A 23,561-nucleotide genomic window follows, 5' to 3' on the forward strand; every position below is an offset into this window, starting at 1 on the left:
TTGGACGCTTCTGCCAGTCTCTGGAACGAGACCAACTACGCTCGCCGCCAAGCCTTCCTCAACGACGAATCCGTCTGGGACGCAGACACAGGCAAACTCGAAGGCCAGTACGCCACGAGGACTCGTTGACGTGTCCGTGTGGATTCGAAGGACATGCAGGCCTCGTAGCGTCAAAATCGTTCCTGAGACGACAGACAACAGAAGGAAGGCCGATGGCACGGCCCGTGTACCTCAAGTGGAACAATCACAACTGGCGGGAACATNACACAAACCAAAGTACCGCGTCAAGCGGGAATATCGCTCTCGGAGAAGCTCAGAACGACTGAGACTCCCACGAGAGGAATCCCACGACTTCAGTCGTGGGTGGATGTCAAAGCGGTTCCTCGCCCTCGATAATCCGCTCTGCGCGCGCGGCGAGCGCGGGTACGCGTTCTTCCATCTTCGGGTACATCGGGTTGTCGCTGTTGCCCTCGAGGTAGCGCCGGAAGAACATCTCGCCGAGGCCGGCGAGCTTGTAGACGGCGAGCGTGCGGTAGAACCGCTCGTGTTCGAACTCGAGGCCGGTGAGCTCCTCCCAGCGGGAGACGAGTTCGACGCGCGTAGAGTACCCCTCCCGTTCCATGAACCGGGTGTTGAGCTCCGGCATCGACGGCTCGGGGTCTTTCGCGTCGCGCCAGTACGAAAGCATCCAGCCCAGGTCGGCCCGCGGATCGCCGAGCGTGGCCATCTCCCAGTCGAAGACGGCGTTGAGCGTCGGCGGCGTGCCGGGGGCGAACATGACGTTGTCGAGTTTGTAGTCGCCGTGGACCAGCGCGTGGGGGTGGTCCTTGGGAACGTTGTCCCGGAGCCAGTCGCCGACCTCGTGGAGGGTTGGCACTTCCCGTTCGTCCTCGGTGACGTCGAACGCCCACGAGAGCTGTTTGCCCCAGCGGTCGACCTGCCGTTGCGTGTAGCCCTCGGGTCGGCCGAACTCGCCGAGCCCGATCTCCTCGTAATCGAGGCGGTGGATCTTCGCGAGCGTGTCGACGAGTTCCTCGCCGATTCGCTCGCGGTGTTCGGGCGCGGCGAACCGCTCCGGCTCCTCGTCGCGGAGCACGTCGCCCTCGAGGCGCTCCATCACGTAGAAGTCGCTGCCGATGACGTCGTGGTCGTCGCAGGCGACTTTCGTCTCGGGGACGGGCACGTCGGTGTCGGCCAGCGCGGCCGTCACGCGGTGCTCGCGGAGCACGTCGTGGGCCGTATCGGCCGTTTCGCCCGGCGGCGGACGCCGGATGACCAGGTCCTCGTCACCCCAGGTGACGAACAGCGTTTCGTTGGAGTGGCCCTCCTGGTGGCGATCGATCTCGTAGTCGTCGACCGTGCCGAGGTGCTCCGTGAGGTAGGCGACCAGCGCCTCTTCGTCGACGAGTCGTTCGTAGTAGGTCTCGCTCATAGTCTCTGTGTCAGTACGGCGGGCTCCGTCGGCTGGCGATGCGAACGCGACATTTGTGGACAGTACTATAGCGACTCTCCTTTACGAAAATAGTTTCGCCACGTTCGGTTCCGTACATTGTTTATATAGTGCGTGTCATAACCACGCACAACGCAAACTACTCGAGTAGCGTTTCAACCGCCTGCTGAGCGCTGTGGGCGCCGAAATCGGGCGGTTTGATCTTACCGACGATCACACACGCTCGAGCGTGTGAGCGACTCGAACCCGTGTGACGGCGTCTCCCGGAACGCTTTTGCCCGAATTTGACTAACTAGTTAGTCAGATGAATACCTTTTCGTTGGTCGGACCGAGCGGTCCGGCTATCGACGTCGTCGGCCGCCGTTCGCCTCGAGCGCACGGCGAGTCGAACGAACCGCGAACGGAACCGAGGTGCGCGCGGCTGAGATGACTGCGAGTGTTCGAACCGATCGATCGACCGGTGGGGAGACGGCGTGAGCGGGACGGAGACGAATCGCACCCTCGTCGTCGGTGCCGTTATTCTCAGTACGTTCTTCGTCGGCTTCGGCGGCGGCGTCATCTTTCCGATCCTGCCGAACCTGGGCGTCGTTCTCGGCATCTCGCCGGTCCTCGTCGGTATCATCCTCAGCGCGAACCGGTTTTCGAGGCTGGTCGCGAACGCGCCCGCGGGCGTTCTCGTCGACCGCATCGGTACGCGAACGCCGTTCGTAGTCGGGATGCTCATCCAGAGCGTGGCGACGTTCGGCTACGTCGTCGCCATGGTCGCGGCCAGACCCGAGTTCTGGTTCCTCCCGGACGTCCCCGAGGCGTGGTTCCTCGGCTCGAGGCTCGTCTGGGGTCTCGGCAGCGCGGCGGTCTTCGCGACCGCGTACACGATCGCGGCCAACGTCAGCGACGGCGGCTCTCGGGGGGCGAACATGGGGCTCATCCGCGGCGGCGTCCTCTTCGGATTCCCGAGCGGCATCGTCATCGGCGGCCTCATCACCGAGTTCGGCGGCGAGGTGCTCGCGTTCGCCGTTGCGACCGTGTTCGCGATTCTCGCGACCGCGATCGCCTACGCGAGCATTCCGGAGACCCACGTCGACGGGGACGAGCACCGATCGGTCTCGGTGTTCGACGTCGACACCAGCATCCCCGCGCTGACGGTCGGACTGGTGAACTTCGCGGTCCTGTTCGCCTACATCGGCGCCCTGTTCGCGACGCTCGTGCTCTTCTTGCAGACGAACGAGCTCAGCGTCTTCGGCTTCGACGCGCAGGCGTCGTCGGGGATCTTCATGGCGATGACCGTCGTCTCGGCGGGAGTCTTCATGTTCCTCGGCGGGACGATCAGCGACAGAACGGGCTCGCGGGTTCCGACGCTGCTGTGTTTCCTCGGCACCACGTTCGTCGGATTCGTTCTGCTCGCGACCGCCGACTCGGTCGCGACGCTGACGGCTGCGTGTCTGCTAATCGGTGCCGGTCAGGGCGGGACGAGCGGCCCGTTGATGGCGCTGCTCGCCGACCTCACGCCCGACGATCGAATGGGGCGGGCGGTCGGGACGAACAACGTCCTCGGCGACGTCGGCGGCGGTCTCGGGCCGATCGTCTCGCTGCCGATCGTCGACGTCGTCGGCTTCGGGCCGGTGTACCTCGCCTGCGCGATCCTTCCGGTCGTCGCCGGCGCCATCCTCCTCGGCGGTCTCTACCGGGAGACCGGCCAGTTCCTCCCGGACGTCGGCTACCTCGAGAGTGAAGCGGCCGCCAGGAGCACGGGAACGGGACGGTCCGAGCACGCCGACTGAGACGGTTTCCTGTCCGTCAGGTCCGGCGCACCCGCGACCCGGGCAGCGGTTGCGCCGGGACATCGGGACAGTAATCCGTATGAGGCCGATCGAAAGGCGTCAGTTCGACTCCTGACAGAGCCACTCGCGCACGATCGACCGGAGGACCGTCGCGGCGCGCTCGGCGACGTCGTCGCGCTCGAGGGTCACCTGGTAGATCCGCGCGCCGTTGATCCCGGCGAGCAGCAACGTCGCGACTCCCTCGGGATCGACGTCCCGAAAGACGCCGCGTTCGATGCCGTCTTCGACGATAGCGACGGCGGTCGCCTCGACGGTCTCGTAGTTGCGGCTCAGCTGGCGGCGAAACTCCGCGTTGTGTGGCGCTTCCGTGCGCACCTCGAGCATCGCGGTCGTCAGCTCCCAGTGGTCGAACGTGCTTCGTTCGGGCGGACCGAACAGCAGCGTGTCGATAAACTCCTCGAGGCGGTCGTCTGGAGCGACGGCTTCGTCGACGGCGATCGTTTCTTCGAAGGCGTCGAGAAGGTACTCGAGGAAGGCGACGAGCAGGTCTTCCTTGGTGTCGTAGTGGTAGTGGAGAACGCCCTTCGTCTTGTCGAACTCGTCCGCGATGGCCTGCATCGTGAGGTTGGCGTAGCCGTGGGTACACATCGCCCGGTAGGTCGCGCGCATGATCGCCTCCTCGGTGTCGACGGAGTCGTCGGTGGCCGCCATTACAGACGTTCCGTCGCAAAACGGTCGGAAAAGGTTTGGGTATCGATCGAATCAGCCGCTGCATCCCGAAACGCCCCTTGCGAGCCTCGTGCGCTTCGAGTCAGCCGTCGCCCTCACCGTCGACGATCTCGAGGATTTCCTCGATGCGTTCGATTCGATAGGCGACCGCGGGGCCGTCGTCAGCGCCGAAAGCCACACCGTGCATCCCCATCTCGTCGGCGCCGCGAACGTCGTGATCGTAGCGGTCGCCGATCATCAGCGACCGTTCAGGGGCCACGTCGGCCTTCTCGAGCGCGGTCTCGAACATGGCCGGATCGGGCTTCGTCCGCCCCACTTCCTCGGAGGTCGTGATCGAGTCGAAGTGCTCGCGGACGCCGAACGTCTCGAGCATCCCCTTCCCGGCGTCGTCGTCGACGTCGCTGATGACGCCGACGTGGAGGTCTCGCTCGGCGAGGGCTTCGATGGTCTCGGGCGCGCCGTCGATCGGTTCGATCGACGATTCGACCTGGTCCTCGAACGCGGGTTCCCACTCCGCTCGGGACAGGTCATCGCCGACGAGCTCTTCGACGCCCGTCGCGTACCCCTCGCGAGCCGAGCGAAACTCGGTGCCGTCGCGCTCGCGGAAGTGGTCGCCGACGGCCGACCGCCACCGTTCGACGGCGTCGCTGACGGCCAGTTCGAGGCCGTGTTCGTCGACCAACCCCTCGACGAACGACGCGTGGGCGCTCTGGACCGACTCGAGCTCGAGGATGACGCCGCCGATGTCCCAGAAGACGGCCTCCCACTCGGCGGGCGCCTCGGCGTCGGCGCCAGCCGCGTCAGCGCCGTCGACGTCGCTCATCGCTCGGCCCTCCGGACGGTCGAGCGGTCGACCTCGTCGATGCTCGCACAGCCGGCCAGCCCGACCGTGAGATCGACGTCGGCGAGCAGGTTCTCGAGGACCGCGCGGACGCCGTCTTCGCCGCCGACGCCGAGCCCGAGCGCGTAGGGCCGCCCGAGCAACACCGCGTCGGCGCCGAGTGCGACCGCACGGAAGACGTCGCTCCCACGGCGGACGCCGCTGTCGAACAGCACCGGCGCATCCTCGCCGTCGCCGGTCGCGTCCTCGACGGCGTCGACCACGTCCGGCAGCGCGTCCAGCGCGGGGATCGCACCGTCGACCTGTCGGCCGCCGTGGTTCGAGACGATGACGCCGTCGGCGCCCCGTTCGATCGCCTCGCGGGCGTCGTCGGGATGGAGAATCCCCTTCAGGAGCACCGGGAGGTCGGTCTGTTCCTCGAGCCACTCGAGGTCGTCCCAGGTCAGCGAGGCGTCGCCGAAACACTCGTGCCAGGACTCGATCGCGGCCTCGGGGTCGGCCCACGGATCGTCCGCCTCGAGCCGGTCGCGGAAGGCCGGATCCTCGAAGTAGTTCTGGAGGCCCTGGCCCTGCAGGAAGGGAAGGTAGCCGAGTTCGATGTCGCGCTCGCGCCAGCCCATCTTGGGCGTGTCGAGCGTAACGACGACGGCCTCGTAGCCCGCGTCCTCGGCTCGCTCCAGGAAGCTCGCGGCCACGTCGCGGTCGGAACTCCAGTAGAGCTGGAACCAACCCGGGCTGTCGCCGAGTTCGTCGGCGACGTCCTCGAACAGCTGCGAGGAGACGGAGCTCAGGATCATCGGAACGTCGAACTCGCCGGCCGCGCGGGCGACGGCCAGTTCGGCCTCGTCGTGGAGGATTCCCTGGACGCCGATCGGCGCGAGCAAGACGGGCGCGGGGTACTCGCGCCCGAAGAGGTCGATCGAGAGGTCGCGGGTCGAAATATCCCGCAACATCCGCGGAACGATCTGCCAGTCGTCGAACGCGCGGTCGTTTGCTCGAACCGTCGTCTCCGAGCCCGCCCCGCCCGCGACGTAGGCGAACGCCTCCTCGCTCAGTTCCTCGCGGGCGCGCTCGACGAGGTCCTCGTAGGCGACCGGGAACTCGGGTCGTTCGCCCTCGAGCATGCCCGTCCGGTAGACGTCTTGCTGGCGCTGCGGTCCGTACTGTGGAGTGTCCTGTGGATCGTCTGCTGTCTCGTCTGTCATGGCTTGTCTCGCGGCGACTCGATCGTGAAACCGCGAGCGACGCACCGATTCGCCGCCGGAGTCACTCGAGCCCGCCGCTGTCTGCGTGTCTGTGTCAGCGATTGCCAACCACTTAACGGTACGGTATCTACACGCACCTTTATTAACAGACGTTGCATATCGACGAATGGATCTAACAATGGTAACATCGAAACCACCGGTCACAGGTGAGCGAGTATGAGTACCGACCAGTTCAGCGTCGACGGCGAGGTCGCCATCGTGACGGGTGCCTCGAGCGGGATCGGTCGGGGGATCGCGAACCAGTTCGCCGAGGACGGCGTCGACGTCGTCGTTTGCTCGCGCGAGCAGGCGAATGTCGACCCCGTCGCCGAGGAGATCAACGAGAGCGAGGCGCCCGGTAGCGCGCTGGCCGTCGAGTGCGACGTGACCGACCGCGAGGCCGTCGACGCGCTCGTCGAGGCCACCGTCGAGGAGTTCGGCGGCATCGACATTCTCGTGAACAACGCCGGCGCCTCGTTCATGGCCGACTTCGACGACATCTCGCCGAACGGCTGGAAGACGATCATCGACATCAACATCAACGGAACTTACCACTGCACCCACGCCGCCGCGGAGTACCTGAAAGACGGCGGCGGCACGGTGATCAACTTCGCCAGCGTCGCCGGACAGGACGGCTCCCCCCAGATGAGCCCCTACGGCGCGGCCAAGGCGGCGGTCGTCAACTTCACGTCGACGCTCTCCTACGAGTGGGCCGCAGATGACGTCCGCGTCAACTGCATCGCGCCGGGGCTCGTCGCGACGCCCGGCGTCGCGAGCCAGATGGGTATCACCGCCGACGACATCGATCGCACCGCCGTCGACCGCCAGATCGGTACCGTCGAGGAGGTCGCGGACCTGACCCAGTTCCTCGCCAGTCCGGCCAGTTCCTACATCGTCGGCGAGACGATCACGATCAAGGGCAAGCCGACGATGGGCGAAGCGCGAGACACCTAAGCGGCGACGACTCGCTTCGTCGCCACTCACGACGGTGCCCGCCGTCGCGACCTCGCCGGGTGGGGCTCGGCGCTCGAGACCAGTTTCATTTTTCGTGTTCGATACCGCTGATAGAACCGGTCGCACACGGCGACAACGCGGAGTCCGTCGCCGCCGGTTTCCATACACCCAAAAGGCCGGCGACCGTCTGTGAGTGACGATGACTGACAGAGACGTACACCTTCCGGTCGCCGCACAGCCGACCGTCGACTCGATCGTCGACTACACCCAGCGCGCCGAAGACGGCGGCTACGACTGCGCCTGGCTCCCGGAGACGTGGGGCCGAGACGGCGTTACCGTCCTGACCGCGATGGCCGAACGCACCGACGAGATCGACGTCGGCTCGAGCATCCTCAACACCTACTCGCGTTCGCCCGCACTGTTGGGCCAGACCGCGGCGACGCTACAGGAGGTCTCCGACGGCCGATTCCGTCTCGGACTCGGTCCCAGCGGCCCCGTCGTCATCGAAAACTGGCACGGGGTGGAGTACGGCAACCCGCTCCGGCGGACCCGCGAAACGGTCGAAATCGTCCGCGAGGTCCTGTCGGGCGACCCCGTCGACTACGACGGCGACGACTTCGATCTCTCCGGATTCCGCCTGCGCTGTGACCCGCCGGAAGAACAGCCGCCCGTCGAGGTCACCGGCATGGGTCCGAAGGCCGTCGAACTCGCCGGCCGCTTCGCCGACGGCTGGCACGGCATCATGCTCACGCCCGAGGGGACCGCAGACCGAATCGAGGACATCGAACGCGGCGCCGAACTCGGCGACCGCGACCCCGACAACGTCCACGTCACCGCGGGCGTCACCTGCTGTGCCCTCGAGGACGCCGAACGCGCCCGCGAACTCACCCGCCAGCACCTCGCGTTCTACGTCGGCGGGATGGGCACCTTCTACCGCGACGCGCTCGAGCGACAGGGCTACGACGAGGCCACCGAGGTCCACGACGCCTGGCAGGACGGCGACCGCGAGCGCGCTCTCGAACTGGTCGACGAGCACATCCTCGAGGACCTCTGTGCCTTCGGCGACCCGGAAACCGCTCGCGAGCGACTCGAGCGCTACGAAGCCGTCGACGGCATCGACGCCGTCGCGGTGAGCTTCCCGCGGGGCGCCGACGAGGACGAGGTTCGCCAGACGATGGATGCGATGGCGCCCGACGCGGCCTGAGCCGGACGGGACGGTGCGGGCTCGTTTCGCGTCGTCTCGAGTCGCCGCCGGCTCGAGATGAGACGAATCGACGGCCGAACGGTATCGATAGAATCAAAACGCGCTGACACCTTGCTTCGCGAGAGGAATGGTCCCCGATACAGCGACTCCGTCGGTCGAGACGGCCGCGACGCGCTCGCAGTCGACCGTGGTGCGGACGCTCGCGGCCGGCACGCATCTGCTGGCGCTCGTGACGTGGATCGTCGGCCCCCTGCTGGTCATGTGGCTCTCGCGAAGCGAGTACGCGAAAGAACACGCGCGAAACGCGTTGAACTGGCAGCTCACGGTCGGCATCGTCGCGTACGTGGCCGGCGCGCTCGTCGTCGCGACGTCCCTCACGAGCGACTCCCTGTTCGTCCTCTGGAGTTCCGTCCTCGGCGTACTCGTCCTCGGCGCCAATCTGCTGTTCTGTGCCGTCGCCGCCGTCCGAGCGCTCCGGGGCGAGCAGTGGGAGTACCCCGTCGCGATCCGGGTAACAGAGTCGACGGACGTCTCGCGGACCTTTTGAGGGGAGCGGCTCGATTGCAGCGACACACGACTCGAGGCCGTCGCCCACAATAGCGTTCATTCGGAACGTTGAAGCAAGTAAAACTTCTCGCCTTACTGTACGCTATGTTCAGTGGTCGGCGACATCCGGTACTGGAGCCAGAACTCCTCGAGGCGATCGTCGAGGCGATACCCGAGTGGCTCGGCGCGCTGCTCGTTCCGACGACGTATATCGGGAGCGTCTTCGTGATCGTCCCGGCTATCATCCTCGCCTACTGGTGGGCACCGGATCGGCTGGGCGCGCTGATCCCCGCCTTCTTCGCCTACTACGGGTTGATGGCGAGCATCAAATCGCTGAACTCGGCGACGCGGCCGGACGTCGATCCCGCCGTCGGTGCCGAGGTGTTCCCCGAACTGTACTCGACGTGGTACGGCCATGCGACGGCCATCTCCTCGACGAGTTTTCCCAGCGGCAACGCGATGGTGCCGGCGGTGATCATCGGCCTGCTGATCGTCGACCTTCGGATCAGCACGCTCCGCCGGCGCGCGCTCGTCGGCGGCTTCGCCATCGCCACCATCGGCTTTACCCGGCTGGGGCTCGGCGTCCACTACCCGATCGACGTCGTCGGCGGGATCGCCCTCGGACTGGGGCTGGTCGGCGTTGTCTTGCTCTGTCGGCGCGTCTTCGACGACGGCGTCGGCGCGATGTTCGTCGTCGCGCTCGTCGTCGCGTTCGCCAGCGTCTGGCTGCGCAGCAACGGATTCGGCGTCCCGACGTGGGACGGTATTCAGGGTTCGAATCGCGTCCTCGCCTTCGGCGGCGCCGTCGGCGGCCTACTCGCCTGGCGCGTCGGCCGGGCCACCGAGTGGCGGTACGCCCGCGACGCGCTCGGCCGCGTCGGGACCTTCACAGCCGTGCTCGCCGTCGTCGGCGTGACGTACGCGATCCACACGACGATCACGCACCCCCTCGTGACGATGTGCTGGGCGGCCGTCGCCTTCGGCGCGATCATCGCGCTTCCCCACGTCGTGCCGACTCGAGACGAGTTCGCGGCGACGCTCGGTCTGGACCCGGCTCGAGGCGGTGCGTGACGGTCAGTTCCGACACTGCTGTTTCCTCGTCGGTGGTAGCGTCCGCTCGGTATTCGTTGGTGAATTGCGCTCTGTGTTCGCCCGAAGCGGCCTATCGGACAGGACAGACTCGGTACTGATCGTGAAAGTTTCGAGACCGGTCTCGAAATAACGAGGTGCGTGTGCTGATTGAGTGCGGTACCGTTCAGTGACGTGGCCGAAACGTGCTGGACCCACACAAACAGGAGTCAACACCTATTGGGCGAATCCGACCATTAGAGCACTCTTTCGCCGCGTATACCGACTCACACTCTTCACAGACGGCCACAAGCCGATTGTGGTCGCCCATAGCGAGCACCTCCTATTCGGTAAGGGGAGCCAGCAACTTCAACCCTCACAATAAGTACCGTGGAGGTCTTCGGAGAGCGACAGTCGTCTACAAACGATCGCTCGGGAGCGACGCGGTGGAGCCAGCGAAAATACATTCATCGTCGTGCAACAATCCTCACTATTCAGCAGCCACAGTATGGCGGTGTGTTCAGGGTCGACTCCACCACGGCCTGTTCCCGTGCCACCTGAAGGGATTATCCCGCTCGAGCGCCGAGGCCCGATATGCAGCCGTGCGACCACCCGACGAAATCGTCCGGGACCGAGGGTATGCGGGCCCGGGACCGAAGCCCGGAGGGACAGGCGTGACCGACGACTCCCTCCCGGCCGAACACCTCTCGCCGCTCGCCGCGCTCGTCGACGAGGTGCTCGCGGGCGTCGGCTACGAGGTGGCGGCCGCCACCGAGGCCGTCGACGACGCCGTCCCCGGCTACGGCGGGCTCTTCGATCCCGAAACTACCCGGGACGAGTTGCGGTGCGCGCTCGAGGACGTACTGGAGTCGGGACTCAGTCGGCCGGCCGTCCCCGAGCCCGAGCCGACAAGCGACGCGTTCGTCTGCTACGTCGACGGCAGTTCGTGCGGCAACCCCGGTCCCGCGGGGGCTGGCGCCGTTATCATGGACGCTTCGGAGAATCAACTCGCTCGTCTCGGCCGCCCCGTCGGCTCCCGGGCGGGGAACAACACCGCCGAGTACGTCGCCCTCCAGCTCGGACTCGCCGAACTGGTGGCTCGCTACGAGCCGCGCCGACTCGAAGTTCGCATCGACTCGATGACGGTCATCCGAGACGTCTGGGGCGGCGACGAGCCGACGGAACCCGGCGTCGAGAGGTACAGCGAGGCCGTCGCGACGGCACTCTCGAGTATCCCGGAGCATCGGTACACGCATCTGGCCGACAGCGACCCGAACCCCGCCGACGCACTGGCGACGGTGGGCGCCGATATCGCAGCCTTCGGACCCTGATCGTGAGTGAATGCGATATTCGTGGAGGTATGAACGAAATGAGGAGACGCTGCTCTCGTGGCCACAAGGAATTGCCTCGTCCTCCCCAGCCGATTCACTCCCTCACTGCGTTCGGTCGCTCATCCCTCGCGCGTGTCATCGGCAGGCCTCACTATCGTTCGGCCAGCCGACAGCACGCGCCACCGCACGCCGGATGAGCAGAACGGAGCGGTAACGCCTCCGCCTATAGTGAACGAAGGGCGCCATCGTATCTGCCATCGCGGTACTCGAACCGACGCCGACGGCCCGACAGCTACAAACCGCAGATGCCCCCAGTTCGTGGTATGCCCGGGAAGGTGAGTCCGGACGACTTGCTCGCACACGTCTTCGGCCGCACGGGAACGGCCGCCGAGGACGAGACGGTACTGCAGGGACCGGCGAACGGCGAAGACGCCGCCGCCATCGCGCCGCCCGGCGACGAGACGCTGGTCGTCAGCTCCGATCCGATCTCGCTGGCGGCCGAGGGCGTCGGCTCGCTCGCCGTCCCGATCGCCACCAACGACGTCGCCGCCTCCGGGGCCGACCCGCGCTGGCTGACCGTCGTCATCATGCTGCCCGACGAGGAAACGGACCTCGAGGCGATCACCCGAGACCTCGACGCCGCGGCGCGAGACGTCGGGGCCTCCATCGTCGGCGGTCACTCTGAGTACGTCGACCAGCTCGAGCGACCGTTGCTCTCGCTGACGGCGATCGGAACCGCCGAGGCGTTCGTCCCGACCGGCGGCGCCGAACCCGGTGACAAGGTCCTCCTGACGAAGGCTGCGGGCCTCGAGGGGGCGGCCATTCTCGCGGCCGACTTCGGCGACGACCTCGACGTCGATGACGGCGTCCGCGAGCGCGCCGAGGCGTTCGTCGAGGAGCTCAGCGTCCTTCCCGACGCGCGCGCGATTCGCGGGCACGCGACCGCGATGCACGACCCAACGGAGGGCGGCGTCGCGGCCGGCCTGCTCGAGATCGCCCGCGCGTCGGACGTTCGACTCGAGGTGGATCGCGACGCCGTTCCGATCCGCGAGGAGACCGAACGGCTGTGTGCGGCCGCCGGCGTCGATCCGCTGCGGATCTTCGGCTCCGGAGCGTTGCTCGCGACGGTGCCGTCCGCGGCGGTCGACGACTGTCTGGCGGCGCTCGAGGACGCGGGACTCGAGGGTGCGGAGATCGGAACGGTTCACGAGTTGGGTGCGGACGGGGACGCGGAACTCGTCCTGGACGGCGAGTCGCTCACCGAGCCGATCGAGGACGATCTCTACCCGCTCTGGGAGCGGGCCGACGGCGACGCGTGATCGACGCCGCGAGATCGAACTCGATCGCGGTCGCGACCGCGGGCGAACTCGCAGACGGCGGCGTCGCGGTGCGCGTACGTGCTTGCATGCGTCTTATTGGCACGGGCGCGCTCCGTCCGGTATGGCGACGATCGCCTACGAGGGACCGGACGGCACCGCCGAGGAGACCGTCGACGCCGACAACATCACCGACTCGGGGAAAGTCCAGGGGCTTCGGATCAAACTCGAGGACGGCTACATCCACCTTCCCTACACTCGGGTATACTGGGTTCGCATGACGGCGGAGGAGGGAAGAGCCGACTACTCGTCGGCGTGACGGTCCCGGTGTGAGACGCGCGACGCTGTGGCTCGTCTCGGCGTCGGTCCGATCCGATGCGCGACGTTCGAAGAGAACCACGTTCGGATAGCGCTACTCGTCCTTCCAGATGAGTCCCTCGGTCCGCGAGGTCAGGACGACCTCGCCGTCGCCGTTCTCGCAGACGACGTCGGACGTGAACTCGTAGCGGTCGTCCCGTTCGACGACCTCGTCGTACGTCGACCGGCAGCTGATGGTCTCGCCGGTGTAGACGGGTCGGCGGAAGTCGAACTCCATCGTACTGGCTAACACTTCGTTGTCGCTGCCCAGTTTCGTGGGCAGCGTCGCGGTCAACAGTCCCTGTACCATCACGCGCCCGTTCTCGTCCGGCTCGGTGTGGCGGGCCTGGTCGTCCCCGGTGAGTTCTGCGAACTGCTGTACGTCCTCGACGGTGAACGTTCGCTCGTAGGTCCGCGTTTCGCCCTCGGTCGGTCGTGTCATCGAAATCGGTAGCCGTACCGTCGCACTCGAAACTACAAAAGCGGTCGGGATGAGGGAACGTCACGATGGGTTCGGAGTGACTCGAGTCGTCGTGGAGACGCCTTCTGCAGCGACTCTTGAGTCCGTTCGGCGGTTCGCCGATCGAACCGGTCAGCGAGTATCGTTCGAGCGACCCTTTTGCCCGCCAGACGAGCGTCACCGTACGACGGGTTCAACGTTGAAATTCAGACGGCCGAACATGTTCAGTAACGCTTATCTCTTGAGTGAGTGGAGTGTTGACAAGGGACATGATGGATCGACGGACGTATCTCAAGTCGGCAGGGGTAGCGACCGCGGGGGGACTGGCCGGACTCGCCGGCTGTGTCGGCGGTAACGGGAACGGAATCCCGACACTGGAGTACAACTACGTCGTCCCGATCGAAGCGCTGGGATCGATTCAGGGGATTCCGGAACTGCAGGACGAACTCGAGCATTACGGCGACGAGTACGAACTGAACGTCAACCAGGTCTCGGGGACGCCGGACGCCGTGATGGGGATGGCCTCGGGAGAGGTCGACCTGGCGTTTCTGACCACCGTCAGCTTCGGCTCCGCGATCGAGGAGGACGCCGTTCCGGGGGGAATCACGGGAATCATGATGGACTTCTACGACGCCCACCCCGACTACTACGGCTCGACGGTCTACTCGCTGCCGGACTCGGATCTCACCGATCCCGAAGACCTCGAGGGCCAGACCCTCGGCATCAACGCACTGGGGACTGCCACGCACGCGGTCTACGTGAAGATGTTCTCCGAGGTCGGCCTCGATCCCGACGACGACGTCGAGTTCATGGAACTCGAGTTTCCGGCCACGACGGCCGCACTGGAGGACGGCCGGATGGACGCGGGGTTCTACCCGCCGCTGTTCGCGTCGGAGCCGCGGGACGAAGGGTTCACCGAGGTGTTCACCAGCCACGACGCGTGGGACGAGATGTACCCGTTCTCGTTCGTCGCGGCGACGAACGACTCGCTCGAGGAGAAAGATGACGCCATCGCGGCGTGGGCCGACGACTGCGCCTCGTTCTTCGAGTACGTCCAGGAGAATCGGTCGGAGGTCGTCTCGCTGGCGGCCGACCACTTCGACATCCCCGAACCCGCCATCGACGCGTTCTACCTGACGGAGTACGATTTCTACAGGCAACTCGAGTTCGAGACGGACCGGTTCGACGAGACGTTAGACGAGCTAGTCGACCTCGGCTACCTCGACGAGCAACGGGACTGGACCGAGTACATCACTAACGAGTACGTCTGAACGGTCCGTCGGCGGAAAACTGCCTTACGAGAGGACCACGAACAGTGGTACCGAATGATACCGCCGATCGCGAACCGGTTCGTCGCGAGCGAGACGTCCGCGGTAGCGCTCGAGCACGTCCGGCAACTCAACGATCGCAACGTCGCGGGGATCCTCAATCTGCTCGGCGAACACTACGAGACGCGGCCGCCGGTCCGCGCCGACGCGGCGGAGTACCGCGCGCTGATCCGCGATATCGCGAGGTCGGATCTCGAGGCGACGATCTCGGTCAAGCCGTCCCAGTTCGGTCTCGACCTCGGCGGGGACGTGTTCCGCGAGACGCTGGCCGACGTGGTCGGGGTCGCCGCCGACCACGGCGTCTTCGTCTGGATCGATATGGAAGACCACACGACGACCGACGCGACGCTCGACGCGTTCGAGGCCCTCGCTCGAGAGCACTGGGGCGGCGAGCGGTCCGCGTCGGGTCACGGTGCCAACGGCGCCGCCGGCGGTATCGGCGTCTGCGTGCAGGCGAACCTCCGGCGAACCCGCGAAGACGTCGAACGACTCGCCGACGTGCCCGGCAAGGTGCGGTTCGTCAAGGGCGCCTACGACGAGCCGGCCGACGTGGCTTACCAGGACGCCGATCGGATCGACCGCGAGTATCGGAACCTGCTCGAGTACGCCTTCAATCACTACGACGACGGCATCGCGGTCGGCAGTCACGACCCCGAGATGATCGACTACGCGATCGACCGCCACGAAGAACACGGCACCGACTTCGAGATCCAGATGCTGATGGGCGTCCGCGAGGACGCACAGACCGATCTCGCCGGCGAGTATCCCGTCTATCAGTACGTCCCTTACGGCAACCGATGGAAATCGTACTTCTACCGGCGGATGACCGAACGGACCGAAAATATCCGCTTCGCGCTACGGGCTATTTTCGGCCGGTAGCGTCGGTCTGGCGGCGCCCCACTCGGTTCAGACGGAAGAGGATAAAAGGAAGGGCTCATTAGCCCCTGGTGTGAGTTGCTGTACATGGCTTCGTGGAAGCGGGACTTCGCGAGTGGGCTGATCGTCCTCGGCCCGATCCTCGTCACTCTCTACGTCATCTACTGGCTCTACGGCCTTATAGCCGGACTCACGCCCGGCCTCATCTTGGAGCCCGAGGCCCTCGAGCCGCTTATTCCGGGCGACGGTTCGCAGGCCGAGCAGACTCGCGAACAGCTCGCACAGTTCCTTCGCGTCGTCGTCGCGTTGACCGTCCTCGTGATTCTTACCTTCTCCGTCGGCTACCTGATGCGGACGACCATCGGCGGACTCTTCGAACGGATCGTCGACAACGTCGCCAACCGCGTTCCCGTGATGCGCGTCGTCTACAACGCCTCGAAGATGGCCGCCGAGACCGCCTTCGGCGAACAGGAAGCGCTCCAGAAACCCGTCAAACTCGAGACCTGGAACGGACTCCGGATGACCGCGTTCAAGACGGGGAAAACGACCGACGACGGCCGCGAAGTATTGTTTCTTCCGACCTCCCCGAACATCACGACGGGCTTCGTCATCGAAGTCGAATCCGAACGCATCTCCGAACTCGACGAGGACGTCGAAGACGCCCTCACGCGGGTTCTGAGCGCGGGCTTCGGCGATTCCAACCGCAATCGCGGACTCGAGGCGGGCGTTTCGATCGACGTCGTCGACGAAGCGCAGACGAAACGACTCGAGGACGGTAACTCGGATCGGGCCGACGACGACTGACGGTCGAACGGGTTCGATCGTGGGGGTTTCAGATTTTCAGATTTTCAGAGCCTCAGATTCCCTGACTCATCAGGTGGCTTCGCAACACGTCTCCCTCCTTGTTCCCCGCTGCAGTGTTGACGATGACGATCGTCTCGTCGTCGTCGAACGTCCCGCGTTCGGCGAGCTCCCAGGCGCCGCTGGCCGCTGCGGCCGGGCTCGGCGCCATCTCGAGGCCCGTATGCTGGGCGACCTGGACGCCGGCCTCGAGGACGTCGGGATCCTCGGTAGCGACCGCGCCGCCGCCGGTTTCGCGAATCGCTTCGAGCACTAGCGGGCCGGCCGCCGGGTCGGCGATCTCGATTTCGCCGCAGATCGTGTCGGGCGTCTCGACGGGGGCGGACTCCTCGCGGTCGTTCTCGATCGCGTCGACGATCGGCGCACAGCCGTCGGCCTGCGCGGCGTACAGCGGCGGCAGTTCGTCGATGAGCCCGAGTTCGAGCAGCTCCGTCGCGGCCTTGTGGGCGCCGACGATGCCGGCGCCGAGGCCCGTCGGATACACGATCGCATCCGGAACGTTCCAGTCGAGGCGCTCGACGATCTCGTAGAGCGTCGTCTTGGCGCCTTCGTGGCGGTAGGGCGTCTCGAAGGGCTGCAGCGAGTACCAGTCGTCGTGTTCGCCCATGGCCTCCTCGTAGGCGCCGACGGCGTCGTCGAACCGGCCGCCCACGACGTTCATGTCGCCGCCGTGGACGTTGATCATCGCCTTGTTCGAAAAGCTCGAGCGCGAGGGAACGTACACGTGCGACTCGAGGCCGGCACGGCCGGCGTAGGCGGCGGCTGCCTGCCCGTCGTTGCCGGTCGAGGTGAGCGCGACCGCCTCGGCGTCGTGCTGGGCGGCCGCGGTGACCGTCAGCGACTGGCCGCGATCGGTCGTCGAGCCGGTCGGATTTCGGCCCTCGTCCTTGATCAGCACGCGGCCGACGCCGAGTTCGTCGGCCAGATCGGGGCAGTCGACCAGCGCGGTCGCGCCCTCGTCGGTCGTCACCGCCGACTCGCGGGGAAACGGCAGCAGTTCCTCGTAGCGCCACTGCGAGTCGAACGGGCGCTCGGCGAGAGTCTCGCGATCGAGATCGATCGCGTCGTAGTCGTAACTCGGGTCCAGAAAGCCGTCGCAGTCGGGACAGCGATGGGATACGTTCGCGGCGTCGTACGTTCCCCCGCAGTCGACACACTCGAGGCCGGCGAAGGCGTCCGTCGTCTCCATAGGCGACTGTTCGCGGGACGGAACTAATGGCTGTCCATCGGTGCTCGAACGGCGTTCGCGGCGCGGAGCCGTCGTTCGACGGGCGTATTCGAAGCGGTGGAAAAGCGGGCCGAAGCGATCGCGGGACCGAGAGGCCGGTTCGGATCGCGGGACCGGGGCGGTCGATTCAGACAGCGGGTCGCTCGGACGACGGTTCCTCCCGACCCTCCTCGAGGGAGACGGGGTGGAGGTCCGCCCACGTCTGCCCGACGACGTAGTAGGCGGCCACGAGCGCGTAGAACGAGACGATCGCGCCCAGCAGGGCGCCGACGACCGGCACCTCGCCGAGCAGGCCGGCGAGCAGCGAACCGGCGAAGACGATCCCCAGCGCCAGCAGCCAGCCGACCGCGTAGGTGCTCGTCGCGAGGCTCGGTCGCAGTGCGTCGAACTCGAAGCCGGCGCGGAGTCGGCCCTCGGTCGCGAAGCGAGCCAGCGCCGCGGGGACGACGTAGGCCACCGTAATCGTGAGCGCGAGCATCAGGAGGCTCGCGACCGCGATCGCGGCGGAGCCGAGCGTTCCGGGGTCGGTTCCCACCGCGAACCAGAGGCCGCCGAACAGGAGCCCGCCCACAACGATGGGGACGAGCGCGTACGCGGCGAGGATCGCGACCGCCTTCGCGCCGTCGACCGTGAGTTCGCGCCAGTCGTCGAACGTCGGCGCCTCGTCGTTCCCTCGAGCCGTTCGCTCGAGCACGCGGACGACGTATCCCCACACGAAGAACATGGGGACGATAAATACGCTCAGCAGCACGAACAGGCCGCCGATAAGCGTGGTCTTCCAGGCGTCGGTACTGTGTTTTAGGTACGTGAGTGCGTCGGTAAGCATCGTCTCCTCCTCGACCGACAGCCGTTCCCAGCGCGGTCATCGTAGTATACGGTTGACAACTATATAAACTCGCGTTAGGCCCAGAATTAGATAGGTTGGGGCCTATGCACCGGAAATTGTGAATCACTGGAATCGATATAGACAGAATTCCGACTGCACTACCGAGGTCGGTTCCGCCTCCTCGAGTCAGGTCGAGTACGAAACCGCGAGTCGGGAGGTCGGCCGGATGCGACCCGTGCGACTCGATAGGCGGAGTCGGTGCGAAAGCGGTCGGTAAGCGGCCACCTAGACGCGTCGCTCGAGGGGAGCGGTGTACCGAGAAGGTGAGAAGATCCGTCGGTGCAGCTCAGTTGTCGCCGGCCTTCGACTGCCACTCGTAGTCGCGTCGTTTGGACGACTTGCCGAAGCCACACGAGGAGCAAACCTTCTTCTTCGTGTGGTAGGACTTCTCTCCGCAGCGACGACATTTGGTGTGGGTCGTCTTGTTCTTCTTTCCTTGGCTTGGGGTTCCTGCGCCAGTCATGGAGTGATCGAAACGACGTTATCGCCGCGTATAATCGTTGTGTCTTCGGCCGGCGCCTCGTCCTCGACTCCGCCCTCGACGGGGATCGTGACGTCCTCTAACACGAGGTTCATATGCTGATCGTAGCCGGCGAGATCGCCGACGTACTCGTCGCCACTCTTGAGTCGTACCGTGACGCGTTCGCCGAGCGACGCCTCGAGGACGTCCAGCGGTCGTCCACTCATACGAAAGACCGCAGGTGATGGACACTTAATCGTACCGGTCCTGCGCTCGAGACGACCGCTCCGACGGAGATACTCACCGGAATTCGAGCCACGGTGACGTCTCGCTAACAGGAACGGAACCCAACGGATAAGTGGGCGCTCGTTGCAGGAACTGCTATGGGCGATACGAACTTCACCCTCATCGAGTTGCATCTGGACGGCGACCCCCAGCTCGGACTGGGCTCGCTCGGTACCGCGCTCCCGTTCGGCTCGAGCGCCGGCGCTGACGCGGAAACCGACACTGACGGAGCCGAGACGCCGGAGTTCGAGGCCGAAACCGAGTTCGACGTCGACGAAGACGAGGCCGACGACGGCGGCTCGGGTAAGGCCATCGGCGCCGCCGTCGCGCTCGTGGTGCTCGTCGCTATCGCCGCGGCCGCCAAGAAGTTCCGCGGCGGCGACGAGGACCTCGAGGACGAGGCCGACGACGAACCCGACGTCATCGTCAACTGATCGCCGGTCGGCGCGGGCGGCGACCGAACCCTTTTGCGCTCCCTGCCCGTACTCGGAGACGTGAATCTCTATCGCAGCGCCCGGGCCGTCGCCGGGGCGTCCGGCGACGATATGATCGACTGGGAGTCGGCCGCCGACGCCGCGAAGGCGGTGACCGATCCCGGCTCGCTCGACCTCGAGCCGGGCGAACGCGAGGCCTACGCCCGCGACGTCCGCGACGCCCGCGAGGGCATTCGCGAGGTCTCCGGCGCGGCGTTCGACGTCCCCGACACGATCGAAGTCCAGAACCGTCACCACTGGATCGACGCCAACATCGCGACCTTCGAGCGCGTCATGGGCACCCTTCAGCACCAGCTGCCAGACGGCGCGTTCCCCGGCGTCGCCCGGACGATTAACACGGGCACGATGACCGTGCTGCTCGCGTTCCTCGGCCGAAACGTGCTCGGCCAGTACGACCCGCTCTTACTCGCCGAGACGCCCGAAGACGACCACGCGCTCTACTTCGTCCGCCCGAACATCCTCAGCGCCGCGGAGAGCCTCGAGGTCGATCCCGAGCGCTTCCGCCGCTGGATCGCGTTCCACGAGGTCACCCACGCCGCGGAGTTCGGCGCGGCGCCGTGGCTCTCCGACCACCTCGAGGCCCGCATGGAAGAGGGCATTTCGACGCTCTCGGAGGGCTCGTTCGACCGCGACGCCTTCCGGGAACTGGACGCGACGATGACCGTCGTCGAGGGCTACGCCGAACTGCTGATGGACCACGCCTTCGACGGCGAGTACGCGGACCTGCGCCGGAAACTCGACGCTCGGCGACAGGGTCGCGGCCCGCTCCAGCAGCTCTTGCGCCGACTGCTCGGCCTCGGTCTCAAGGAACGCCAGTACCAGCGCGGCAAGCAGTTCTTCGAGACGGTCGTCGAGCGACGCGACCTCGAGACCGCCGGACTGGTCTGGGAGGGACCCGACGCGCTCCCGACCCAGGACGAACTCGACGCACCGGGGCTGTGGCTCGAGCGCGTCGACCCCTGAACGCGTCGATAGACGGCTGGGCGTGTCGCGCCGACCGCTGTGGGTATTGTGACGATAGCTGTGCGTGACGGTATCGATCAACGGACGACGGATCGCCGTTTGCAGTCGCGGCTCACCCGAGGATCCACAGCAGATACCACAACAGCGCGCCGCCGACGACGACGCCGCCGAGAACCATCGCGCCGATCACCTGTAGCGATGCCCCACCCTGCAACGCCATCATCCCGCCCGAGAGGCCGACGAGCGCGACGAAGGCGATCTTGAGCCTGTCAGACGGATTCGTCAGCGAGCTCGAGGACCGACGTCGGCCGGGATCGCGATCGCCGCGTCTCATAGTTCGTCGGCCGTACTGACGTGCATCGCCGCGAACCGCCAGGCTGGCACGGTATCGTCACCGTCCGTGTCGCTTCCGTCGTTCCCCCCGCTATCATCGCTCCGTCCGTCCGGCTCACGACGGACGAGCGTCCCGCTCCAGCGCGTCTCGAACCGCCGATTTTCGCCCGTTTCGGCGTCGGTCCAGGCCATCGTCACCTCGTCTGCGAACGTCGCGAACGCCTCGCGCTCGTCGACGACGAGGTGGCCGCTCTCGACGGACCAGTTCGCCGTCGACTCGGTCTGGTCTTTCAGCGCGGCGGCGACGTCGGCGTAGCCGAACAGTCCCTCGCTGAGCCCGAACTTCACGGTCGAATCGCCCTCGAGGAAGTACGGCGCGAGCGGGTCGCCCTCGCAAAGCGCGTCGTAGTAGTCACGGACGACGGATTCGGCGCGGTCGCTCATGGGCCGAATTCGGAGGCCGACGGCAAAGACCCACCGGACGCAGACGCAGGCGTCCGCGCCACGGCGCGCGTTGCAGGTGCAGCGTGAACTTCCAATGAGCCGGTCGTCGGGAGTACTCCCGAGAGACGCATGTCCGGACACGACTCCGCGGCGACCGACGAGCAACGGGGACCGGGAACTGCCGGAGCCGAGCAAGCGCCGCTCGAGTACGGCCAGCACGTCGAGGACTCGAGTCGGAACGTCGGCCGAGTCGAACGCGCGGCGTCGGTTATCGCCGGCAGCGCGCTCGCCGCTCGTGGAATCAGACGGGGTTCGATCGGCGGACTGGCGACCGCGGCCGTCGGCGCCGGCCTAGTCTACCGGGGCATCACCGGCCGTAGTCGGCTGTATCGCCTGCTCGAGGACGAGACCGTCGCCGGCCACGAACGCCCGGATTCGGCCGGCGCCGTCCGCGGTCCGGCGATCGAGCGCTCGGTCACCGTCACCGGCGACCGCGGGGACCTCGAGTCGTACTGGCAGGATCCCGATCGGCTGACGCGGCTGGTCGGCGACTTCGCCGACGTCTCGGCGGCGACAGCCGGTCGGTCCGAAGACGCCACCCGTCACCGCTGGCGCGTCGACGGGCCGTTCGGTCGGCGACTCGAGTGGGAGACGGAACTCGTCGACGCGTCGCCCGGCGAGTACCTCCGCTGGGAGACCCTCGATGGAGCGCCGATCCCCTACGCGGCGACGATCCAGTTCGAGGAGGCGACCGGCGACCGCGGCACGACGGTCACGTTCCGACTCGATTACGACCCGCCGGGCGGCGCGTTCGGCGACGCGACGATGCAGCGGCTGGGAATCGTTCCGGCCACGCTCGCGGGCGAGATGCTCGGCCGGTTCAAGAGCCTCGCCGAGACGGGCGAGATTCCGACGATCGAGAAGAATCCGTCCGCTCGCGGGACGGGGGACCTGCTCTGAACGCCCGTCCCGATTCGACCGGACTGCTTACTCGGACCGCTCGTCGTCCACATCGCCGAGCGACCAGCCGGCGCTCGGGCTGCGTTCGTGCGGACGGTCGGCGACGGTAGCCGACCGATCCGGTCGATCCGACCGACTGTCTCGTTCGGCATCGGACGAACTCGGTTGTCGCAACTCGTCTCCGAGCGCGTCGACGTCGATTCGCGCGCGCCCGCTCGTCTCGTCGAAGACGTGGTGGGTGTGCGGATAGGCGATTTCGACGGTCTCGTCGGCCGCCTCGAGGGCGGTCCACGCGTTTCGATGGATCGCTGACCGCGCCTTCAGGGACAGATACGGTTCTTCGAGCCAGCATTTCAGTTCGATCAGGATTCCGCGATCGCAGAACTCCCGAACGAAAGGCGTCGGCGCCGCGGGGAACTTCGAGCGACCGACGGATATCGCCGGTCCGCCGGAAATGACGCCGTCGACGTCCTTCGCGGCCTCCTGAAGCAGTTCGCAGGCTCGATCGAGGTCGCTCTCGTAGGTGATACAGACCGCCACTGTGAGTCGACTGCGCTCGTCCTCCGCCGAGAGGTTGCGCACGTCGCGTTCGCGCATCGTCTCGTTGGGAATCACGAGAAAGGAGTTCTCGAGCGTGAACACTCTCGTGTACCCCATCGTGATGTCCTCGACGTACCCTCGTTCCTCCCGCTCGACGAGTTCGATCATGTCCCCGACCTCGTAGGGACGGTTGAACATGATGAACAGCCCGCTAACGTAGCTTCGTCCGACCGGTGCCAATACTGCGCCGAGGACGAGCGAGATGACCGTAAACGAGAGAACGATATTCTGCGGTCGGAATCCGAGTAACCCGGCGATCGGAACGAACGCGTAGAGGACGACGGCGATCCGGGCGGCCAGCAGAACCGCATTGGCCGTCGACGGCCGGAGCACCCGTTCCTCGAGTCGCGGTCGGAGCCGCTCGGCCAGGAGCCGCGACCCGAACCAGGCGACGATCACCGCGATGATGGCGAACAGCCACGCAACGTCGATGAACTCGAGAATATCGCCGACGATCGCTCCCTCGATCCGTTCGATGGCGAGTCCTGCCGGCAGTGGTATCGACGCCACGACGGTTGGTTTTTCGAGGCGACAAGAAAAGGTCGACGTGGCGGTCGCCGGG

26 protein-coding genes and 1 pseudogene are annotated in these 23,561 nt (G+C 66.2%); 15 read left to right on the forward strand and 12 right to left on the reverse strand.

Going from position 1 to position 23,561, the window contains the following annotated elements; translation table 11 throughout:
- Positions 1 to 95: 95 nt before the first annotated feature.
- Positions 96 to 326: pseudogene (locus C493_RS23895) on the forward strand (IS200/IS605 family transposon protein TnpB); the annotation flags it as partial.
- A 44-nt stretch (positions 327 to 370) separates the two neighbouring features.
- On the opposite strand, the gene C493_RS16545 reads toward C493_RS23895, so the two are convergent.
- Complete coding sequence (locus C493_RS16545; RefSeq protein WP_007260626.1) at positions 371 to 1,432, reverse strand: phosphotransferase family protein; 1,062 nt, start codon at positions 1,430 to 1,432, stop codon at positions 371 to 373.
- 491 nt (positions 1,433 to 1,923) lie between these two features.
- Between C493_RS16545 and C493_RS16550 the strand changes: the two genes are divergently transcribed.
- Positions 1,924 to 3,231: an MFS transporter gene (locus C493_RS16550; RefSeq protein ID WP_007260627.1), complete on the forward strand. Its 1,308-nt coding sequence runs from the start codon at positions 1,924 to 1,926 to the stop codon at positions 3,229 to 3,231.
- Positions 3,232 to 3,330: 99 nt separating this feature from the next.
- On the opposite strand, the gene C493_RS16555 is transcribed toward C493_RS16550, so the two are convergent.
- The 3 genes from C493_RS16555 to C493_RS16565 form a co-directional block, all read right to left on the reverse strand.
- Entirely contained in the window at positions 3,331 to 3,942 is a 612-nt protein-coding gene (locus C493_RS16555; RefSeq protein ID WP_007260628.1) for a TetR/AcrR family transcriptional regulator, read from the reverse strand.
- A 100-nt stretch (positions 3,943 to 4,042) separates the two neighbouring features.
- Positions 4,043 to 4,783: an HAD family hydrolase gene (locus C493_RS16560; protein ID WP_007260629.1), complete on the reverse strand. Its 741-nt coding sequence runs from the start codon at positions 4,781 to 4,783 to the stop codon at positions 4,043 to 4,045.
- Complete coding sequence (locus C493_RS16565) at positions 4,780 to 6,006, reverse strand: lactate 2-monooxygenase (RefSeq protein WP_007260630.1); 1,227 nt, start codon at positions 6,004 to 6,006, stop codon at positions 4,780 to 4,782. Before C493_RS16565 ends, C493_RS16560 begins: the two co-directional genes overlap by 4 nt.
- A 216-nt stretch (positions 6,007 to 6,222) precedes the next feature.
- Here C493_RS16565 and C493_RS16570 point away from each other — a divergent pair, with 216 nt between their 5' ends.
- From C493_RS16570 to C493_RS16600, 7 genes are all read left to right on the forward strand, one after another.
- Positions 6,223 to 6,999: an SDR family NAD(P)-dependent oxidoreductase gene (locus C493_RS16570; RefSeq protein ID WP_007260631.1), complete on the forward strand. Its 777-nt coding sequence runs from the start codon at positions 6,223 to 6,225 to the stop codon at positions 6,997 to 6,999.
- Positions 7,000 to 7,198: 199 nt separating this feature from the next.
- Positions 7,199 to 8,203 carry a TIGR04024 family LLM class F420-dependent oxidoreductase gene (locus C493_RS16575; RefSeq protein WP_007260632.1) on the forward strand — a complete coding sequence of 335 codons (1,005 nt, stop codon included), beginning with the start codon at positions 7,199 to 7,201 and terminating at the stop codon, positions 8,201 to 8,203.
- 127 nt (positions 8,204 to 8,330) lie between these two features.
- A complete protein-coding gene (locus C493_RS16580) occupies positions 8,331 to 8,750 on the forward strand; it encodes a DUF4870 domain-containing protein (protein WP_007260633.1) in 420 nt (139 codons plus the stop codon).
- A gap of 104 nt (positions 8,751 to 8,854) precedes the next feature.
- Complete coding sequence (locus C493_RS16585) at positions 8,855 to 9,820, forward strand: phosphatase PAP2 family protein (RefSeq protein ID WP_007260634.1); 966 nt, start codon at positions 8,855 to 8,857, stop codon at positions 9,818 to 9,820.
- Positions 9,821 to 10,491: 671 nt separating this feature from the next.
- Positions 10,492 to 11,148 carry a ribonuclease HI family protein gene (locus C493_RS16590; protein ID WP_007260635.1) on the forward strand — a complete coding sequence of 219 codons (657 nt, stop codon included), beginning with the start codon at positions 10,492 to 10,494 and terminating at the stop codon, positions 11,146 to 11,148.
- A 323-nt stretch (positions 11,149 to 11,471) separates the two neighbouring features.
- Positions 11,472 to 12,467 (forward strand): AIR synthase family protein, encoded by a 996-nt coding sequence (locus tag C493_RS16595; protein WP_007260636.1) that lies wholly within the window; start codon positions 11,472 to 11,474, stop codon positions 12,465 to 12,467.
- Between the two features lie 121 nt (positions 12,468 to 12,588).
- Positions 12,589 to 12,783 (forward strand): hypothetical protein, encoded by a 195-nt coding sequence (locus tag C493_RS16600; RefSeq protein ID WP_007260637.1) that lies wholly within the window; start codon positions 12,589 to 12,591, stop codon positions 12,781 to 12,783.
- A gap of 93 nt (positions 12,784 to 12,876) precedes the next feature.
- Here the strand turns inward: C493_RS16600 and C493_RS16605 are convergent, their stop codons facing one another.
- Positions 12,877 to 13,263, reverse strand: a complete 387-nt coding sequence (locus tag C493_RS16605) for a MaoC family dehydratase (RefSeq protein WP_007260638.1) — start codon at positions 13,261 to 13,263, stop codon at positions 12,877 to 12,879.
- Positions 13,264 to 13,550: 287 nt separating this feature from the next.
- On the opposite strand from C493_RS16605, the gene C493_RS16610 reads away from it, so the two are divergent.
- The 3 genes from C493_RS16610 (at position 13,551) to C493_RS16620 (ending at position 16,289) form a co-directional block, all read left to right on the forward strand.
- Complete coding sequence (locus C493_RS16610) at positions 13,551 to 14,552, forward strand: ABC transporter substrate-binding protein (RefSeq protein ID WP_152421188.1); 1,002 nt, start codon at positions 13,551 to 13,553, stop codon at positions 14,550 to 14,552.
- 54 nt (positions 14,553 to 14,606) lie between these two features.
- Positions 14,607 to 15,488, forward strand: coding sequence for a proline dehydrogenase family protein (locus C493_RS16615; RefSeq protein WP_007260640.1), 882 nt, complete (start codon positions 14,607 to 14,609; stop codon positions 15,486 to 15,488).
- An 84-nt stretch (positions 15,489 to 15,572) separates the two neighbouring features.
- Positions 15,573 to 16,289, forward strand: coding sequence for a DUF502 domain-containing protein (locus C493_RS16620; protein WP_007260641.1), 717 nt, complete (start codon positions 15,573 to 15,575; stop codon positions 16,287 to 16,289).
- A 52-nt stretch (positions 16,290 to 16,341) separates the two neighbouring features.
- Here the strand turns inward: C493_RS16620 and C493_RS16625 are convergent, their stop codons facing one another.
- The 4 genes from C493_RS16625 to C493_RS16635 all read right to left on the reverse strand — a co-directional run bounded on the left by C493_RS16625 (position 16,342) and on the right by C493_RS16635 (position 19,147).
- Entirely contained in the window at positions 16,342 to 17,535 is a 1,194-nt protein-coding gene (locus C493_RS16625; protein WP_007260642.1) for a threonine synthase, read from the reverse strand.
- Between the two features lie 166 nt (positions 17,536 to 17,701).
- A complete protein-coding gene (locus C493_RS16630) occupies positions 17,702 to 18,400 on the reverse strand; it encodes a DUF4013 domain-containing protein (RefSeq protein WP_007260643.1) in 699 nt (232 codons plus the stop codon).
- A gap of 346 nt (positions 18,401 to 18,746) precedes the next feature.
- On the reverse strand, positions 18,747 to 18,923 hold the full coding sequence (locus C493_RS22310) for a 50S ribosomal protein L37e (protein WP_005577453.1): 177 nt from the start codon (positions 18,921 to 18,923) through the stop codon (positions 18,747 to 18,749).
- Positions 18,920 to 19,147, reverse strand: a complete 228-nt coding sequence (locus C493_RS16635) for an LSM domain-containing protein (protein ID WP_007260644.1) — start codon at positions 19,145 to 19,147, stop codon at positions 18,920 to 18,922. Before C493_RS16635 ends, C493_RS22310 begins: the two co-directional genes overlap by 4 nt.
- A 156-nt stretch (positions 19,148 to 19,303) precedes the next feature.
- On the opposite strand from C493_RS16635, the gene C493_RS16640 reads away from it, so the two are divergent.
- Both C493_RS16640 and C493_RS16645 read left to right on the forward strand, forming a co-directional pair.
- Entirely contained in the window at positions 19,304 to 19,639 is a 336-nt protein-coding gene (locus tag C493_RS16640) for a hypothetical protein (protein ID WP_007260645.1), read from the forward strand.
- Between the two features lie 60 nt (positions 19,640 to 19,699).
- A complete protein-coding gene (locus tag C493_RS16645; RefSeq protein WP_007260646.1) occupies positions 19,700 to 20,662 on the forward strand; it encodes a zinc-dependent metalloprotease in 963 nt (320 codons plus the stop codon).
- 112 nt (positions 20,663 to 20,774) lie between these two features.
- On the opposite strand, the gene C493_RS16650 is transcribed toward C493_RS16645, so the two are convergent.
- Positions 20,775 to 20,996 carry a hypothetical protein gene (locus C493_RS16650; RefSeq protein ID WP_007260647.1) on the reverse strand — a complete coding sequence of 74 codons (222 nt, stop codon included), beginning with the start codon at positions 20,994 to 20,996 and terminating at the stop codon, positions 20,775 to 20,777.
- On the reverse strand, positions 20,993 to 21,439 hold the full coding sequence (locus C493_RS16655; protein ID WP_007260648.1) for a nuclear transport factor 2 family protein: 447 nt from the start codon (positions 21,437 to 21,439) through the stop codon (positions 20,993 to 20,995). The genes C493_RS16650 and C493_RS16655 overlap by 4 nt, the downstream gene beginning before the upstream one ends.
- A gap of 129 nt (positions 21,440 to 21,568) precedes the next feature.
- Between C493_RS16655 and C493_RS16660 the strand changes: the two genes are divergently transcribed.
- Positions 21,569 to 22,399, forward strand: a complete 831-nt coding sequence (locus tag C493_RS16660; protein WP_007260649.1) for a YgaP-like transmembrane domain — start codon at positions 21,569 to 21,571, stop codon at positions 22,397 to 22,399.
- A 27-nt stretch (positions 22,400 to 22,426) separates the two neighbouring features.
- Here C493_RS16660 and C493_RS16665 read toward each other — a convergent pair whose 3' ends face one another.
- A complete protein-coding gene (locus C493_RS16665; protein WP_007260650.1) occupies positions 22,427 to 23,509 on the reverse strand; it encodes a mechanosensitive ion channel family protein in 1,083 nt (360 codons plus the stop codon).
- Between the last annotated feature and the right edge of the window lie 52 nt (positions 23,510 to 23,561).

Source organism: Natronolimnohabitans innermongolicus JCM 12255 (genome assembly GCF_000337215.1).
Lineage (GTDB): Archaea > Halobacteriota > Halobacteria > Halobacteriales > Natrialbaceae > Natronolimnohabitans > Natronolimnohabitans innermongolicus.

Coding starts and splice junctions, on each gene's coding strand:
- C493_RS16545 (WP_007260626.1), bottom strand. CDS start 1,432: ATGAGCGAGACCTACTACGAACGACTCGTCGACGAAGAGGCGCTGGTC.
- C493_RS16555 (WP_007260628.1), bottom strand. CDS start 3,942: ATGGCGGCCACCGACGACTCCGTCGACACCGAGGAGGCGATCATGCGC.
- C493_RS16560 (WP_007260629.1), bottom strand. CDS start 4,783: ATGAGCGACGTCGACGGCGCTGACGCGGCTGGCGCCGACGCCGAGGCG.
- C493_RS16565 (WP_007260630.1), bottom strand. CDS start 6,006: ATGACAGACGAGACAGCAGACGATCCACAGGACACTCCACAGTACGGA.
- C493_RS16570 (WP_007260631.1), top strand. CDS start 6,223: ATGAGTACCGACCAGTTCAGCGTCGACGGCGAGGTCGCCATCGTGACG.
- C493_RS16575 (WP_007260632.1), top strand. CDS start 7,199: ATGACTGACAGAGACGTACACCTTCCGGTCGCCGCACAGCCGACCGTC.
- C493_RS16580 (WP_007260633.1), top strand. CDS start 8,331: ATGGTCCCCGATACAGCGACTCCGTCGGTCGAGACGGCCGCGACGCGC.
- C493_RS16585 (WP_007260634.1), top strand. CDS start 8,855: ATGTTCAGTGGTCGGCGACATCCGGTACTGGAGCCAGAACTCCTCGAG.
- C493_RS16595 (WP_007260636.1), top strand. CDS start 11,472: ATGCCCGGGAAGGTGAGTCCGGACGACTTGCTCGCACACGTCTTCGGC.
- C493_RS16600 (WP_007260637.1), top strand. CDS start 12,589: ATGGCGACGATCGCCTACGAGGGACCGGACGGCACCGCCGAGGAGACC.
- C493_RS16605 (WP_007260638.1), bottom strand. CDS start 13,263: ATGACACGACCGACCGAGGGCGAAACGCGGACCTACGAGCGAACGTTC.
- C493_RS16610 (WP_152421188.1), top strand. CDS start 13,551: ATGATGGATCGACGGACGTATCTCAAGTCGGCAGGGGTAGCGACCGCG.
- C493_RS16615 (WP_007260640.1), top strand. CDS start 14,607: ATGATACCGCCGATCGCGAACCGGTTCGTCGCGAGCGAGACGTCCGCG.
- C493_RS16620 (WP_007260641.1), top strand. CDS start 15,573: ATGGCTTCGTGGAAGCGGGACTTCGCGAGTGGGCTGATCGTCCTCGGC.
- C493_RS16625 (WP_007260642.1), bottom strand. CDS start 17,535: ATGGAGACGACGGACGCCTTCGCCGGCCTCGAGTGTGTCGACTGCGGG.
- C493_RS16630 (WP_007260643.1), bottom strand. CDS start 18,400: ATGCTTACCGACGCACTCACGTACCTAAAACACAGTACCGACGCCTGG.
- C493_RS22310 (WP_005577453.1), bottom strand. CDS start 18,923: ATGACTGGCGCAGGAACCCCAAGCCAAGGAAAGAAGAACAAGACGACC.
- C493_RS16635 (WP_007260644.1), bottom strand. CDS start 19,147: ATGAGTGGACGACCGCTGGACGTCCTCGAGGCGTCGCTCGGCGAACGC.
- C493_RS16640 (WP_007260645.1), top strand. CDS start 19,304: ATGGGCGATACGAACTTCACCCTCATCGAGTTGCATCTGGACGGCGAC.
- C493_RS16650 (WP_007260647.1), bottom strand. CDS start 20,996: ATGAGACGCGGCGATCGCGATCCCGGCCGACGTCGGTCCTCGAGCTCG.
- C493_RS16655 (WP_007260648.1), bottom strand. CDS start 21,439: ATGAGCGACCGCGCCGAATCCGTCGTCCGTGACTACTACGACGCGCTT.
- C493_RS16660 (WP_007260649.1), top strand. CDS start 21,569: ATGTCCGGACACGACTCCGCGGCGACCGACGAGCAACGGGGACCGGGA.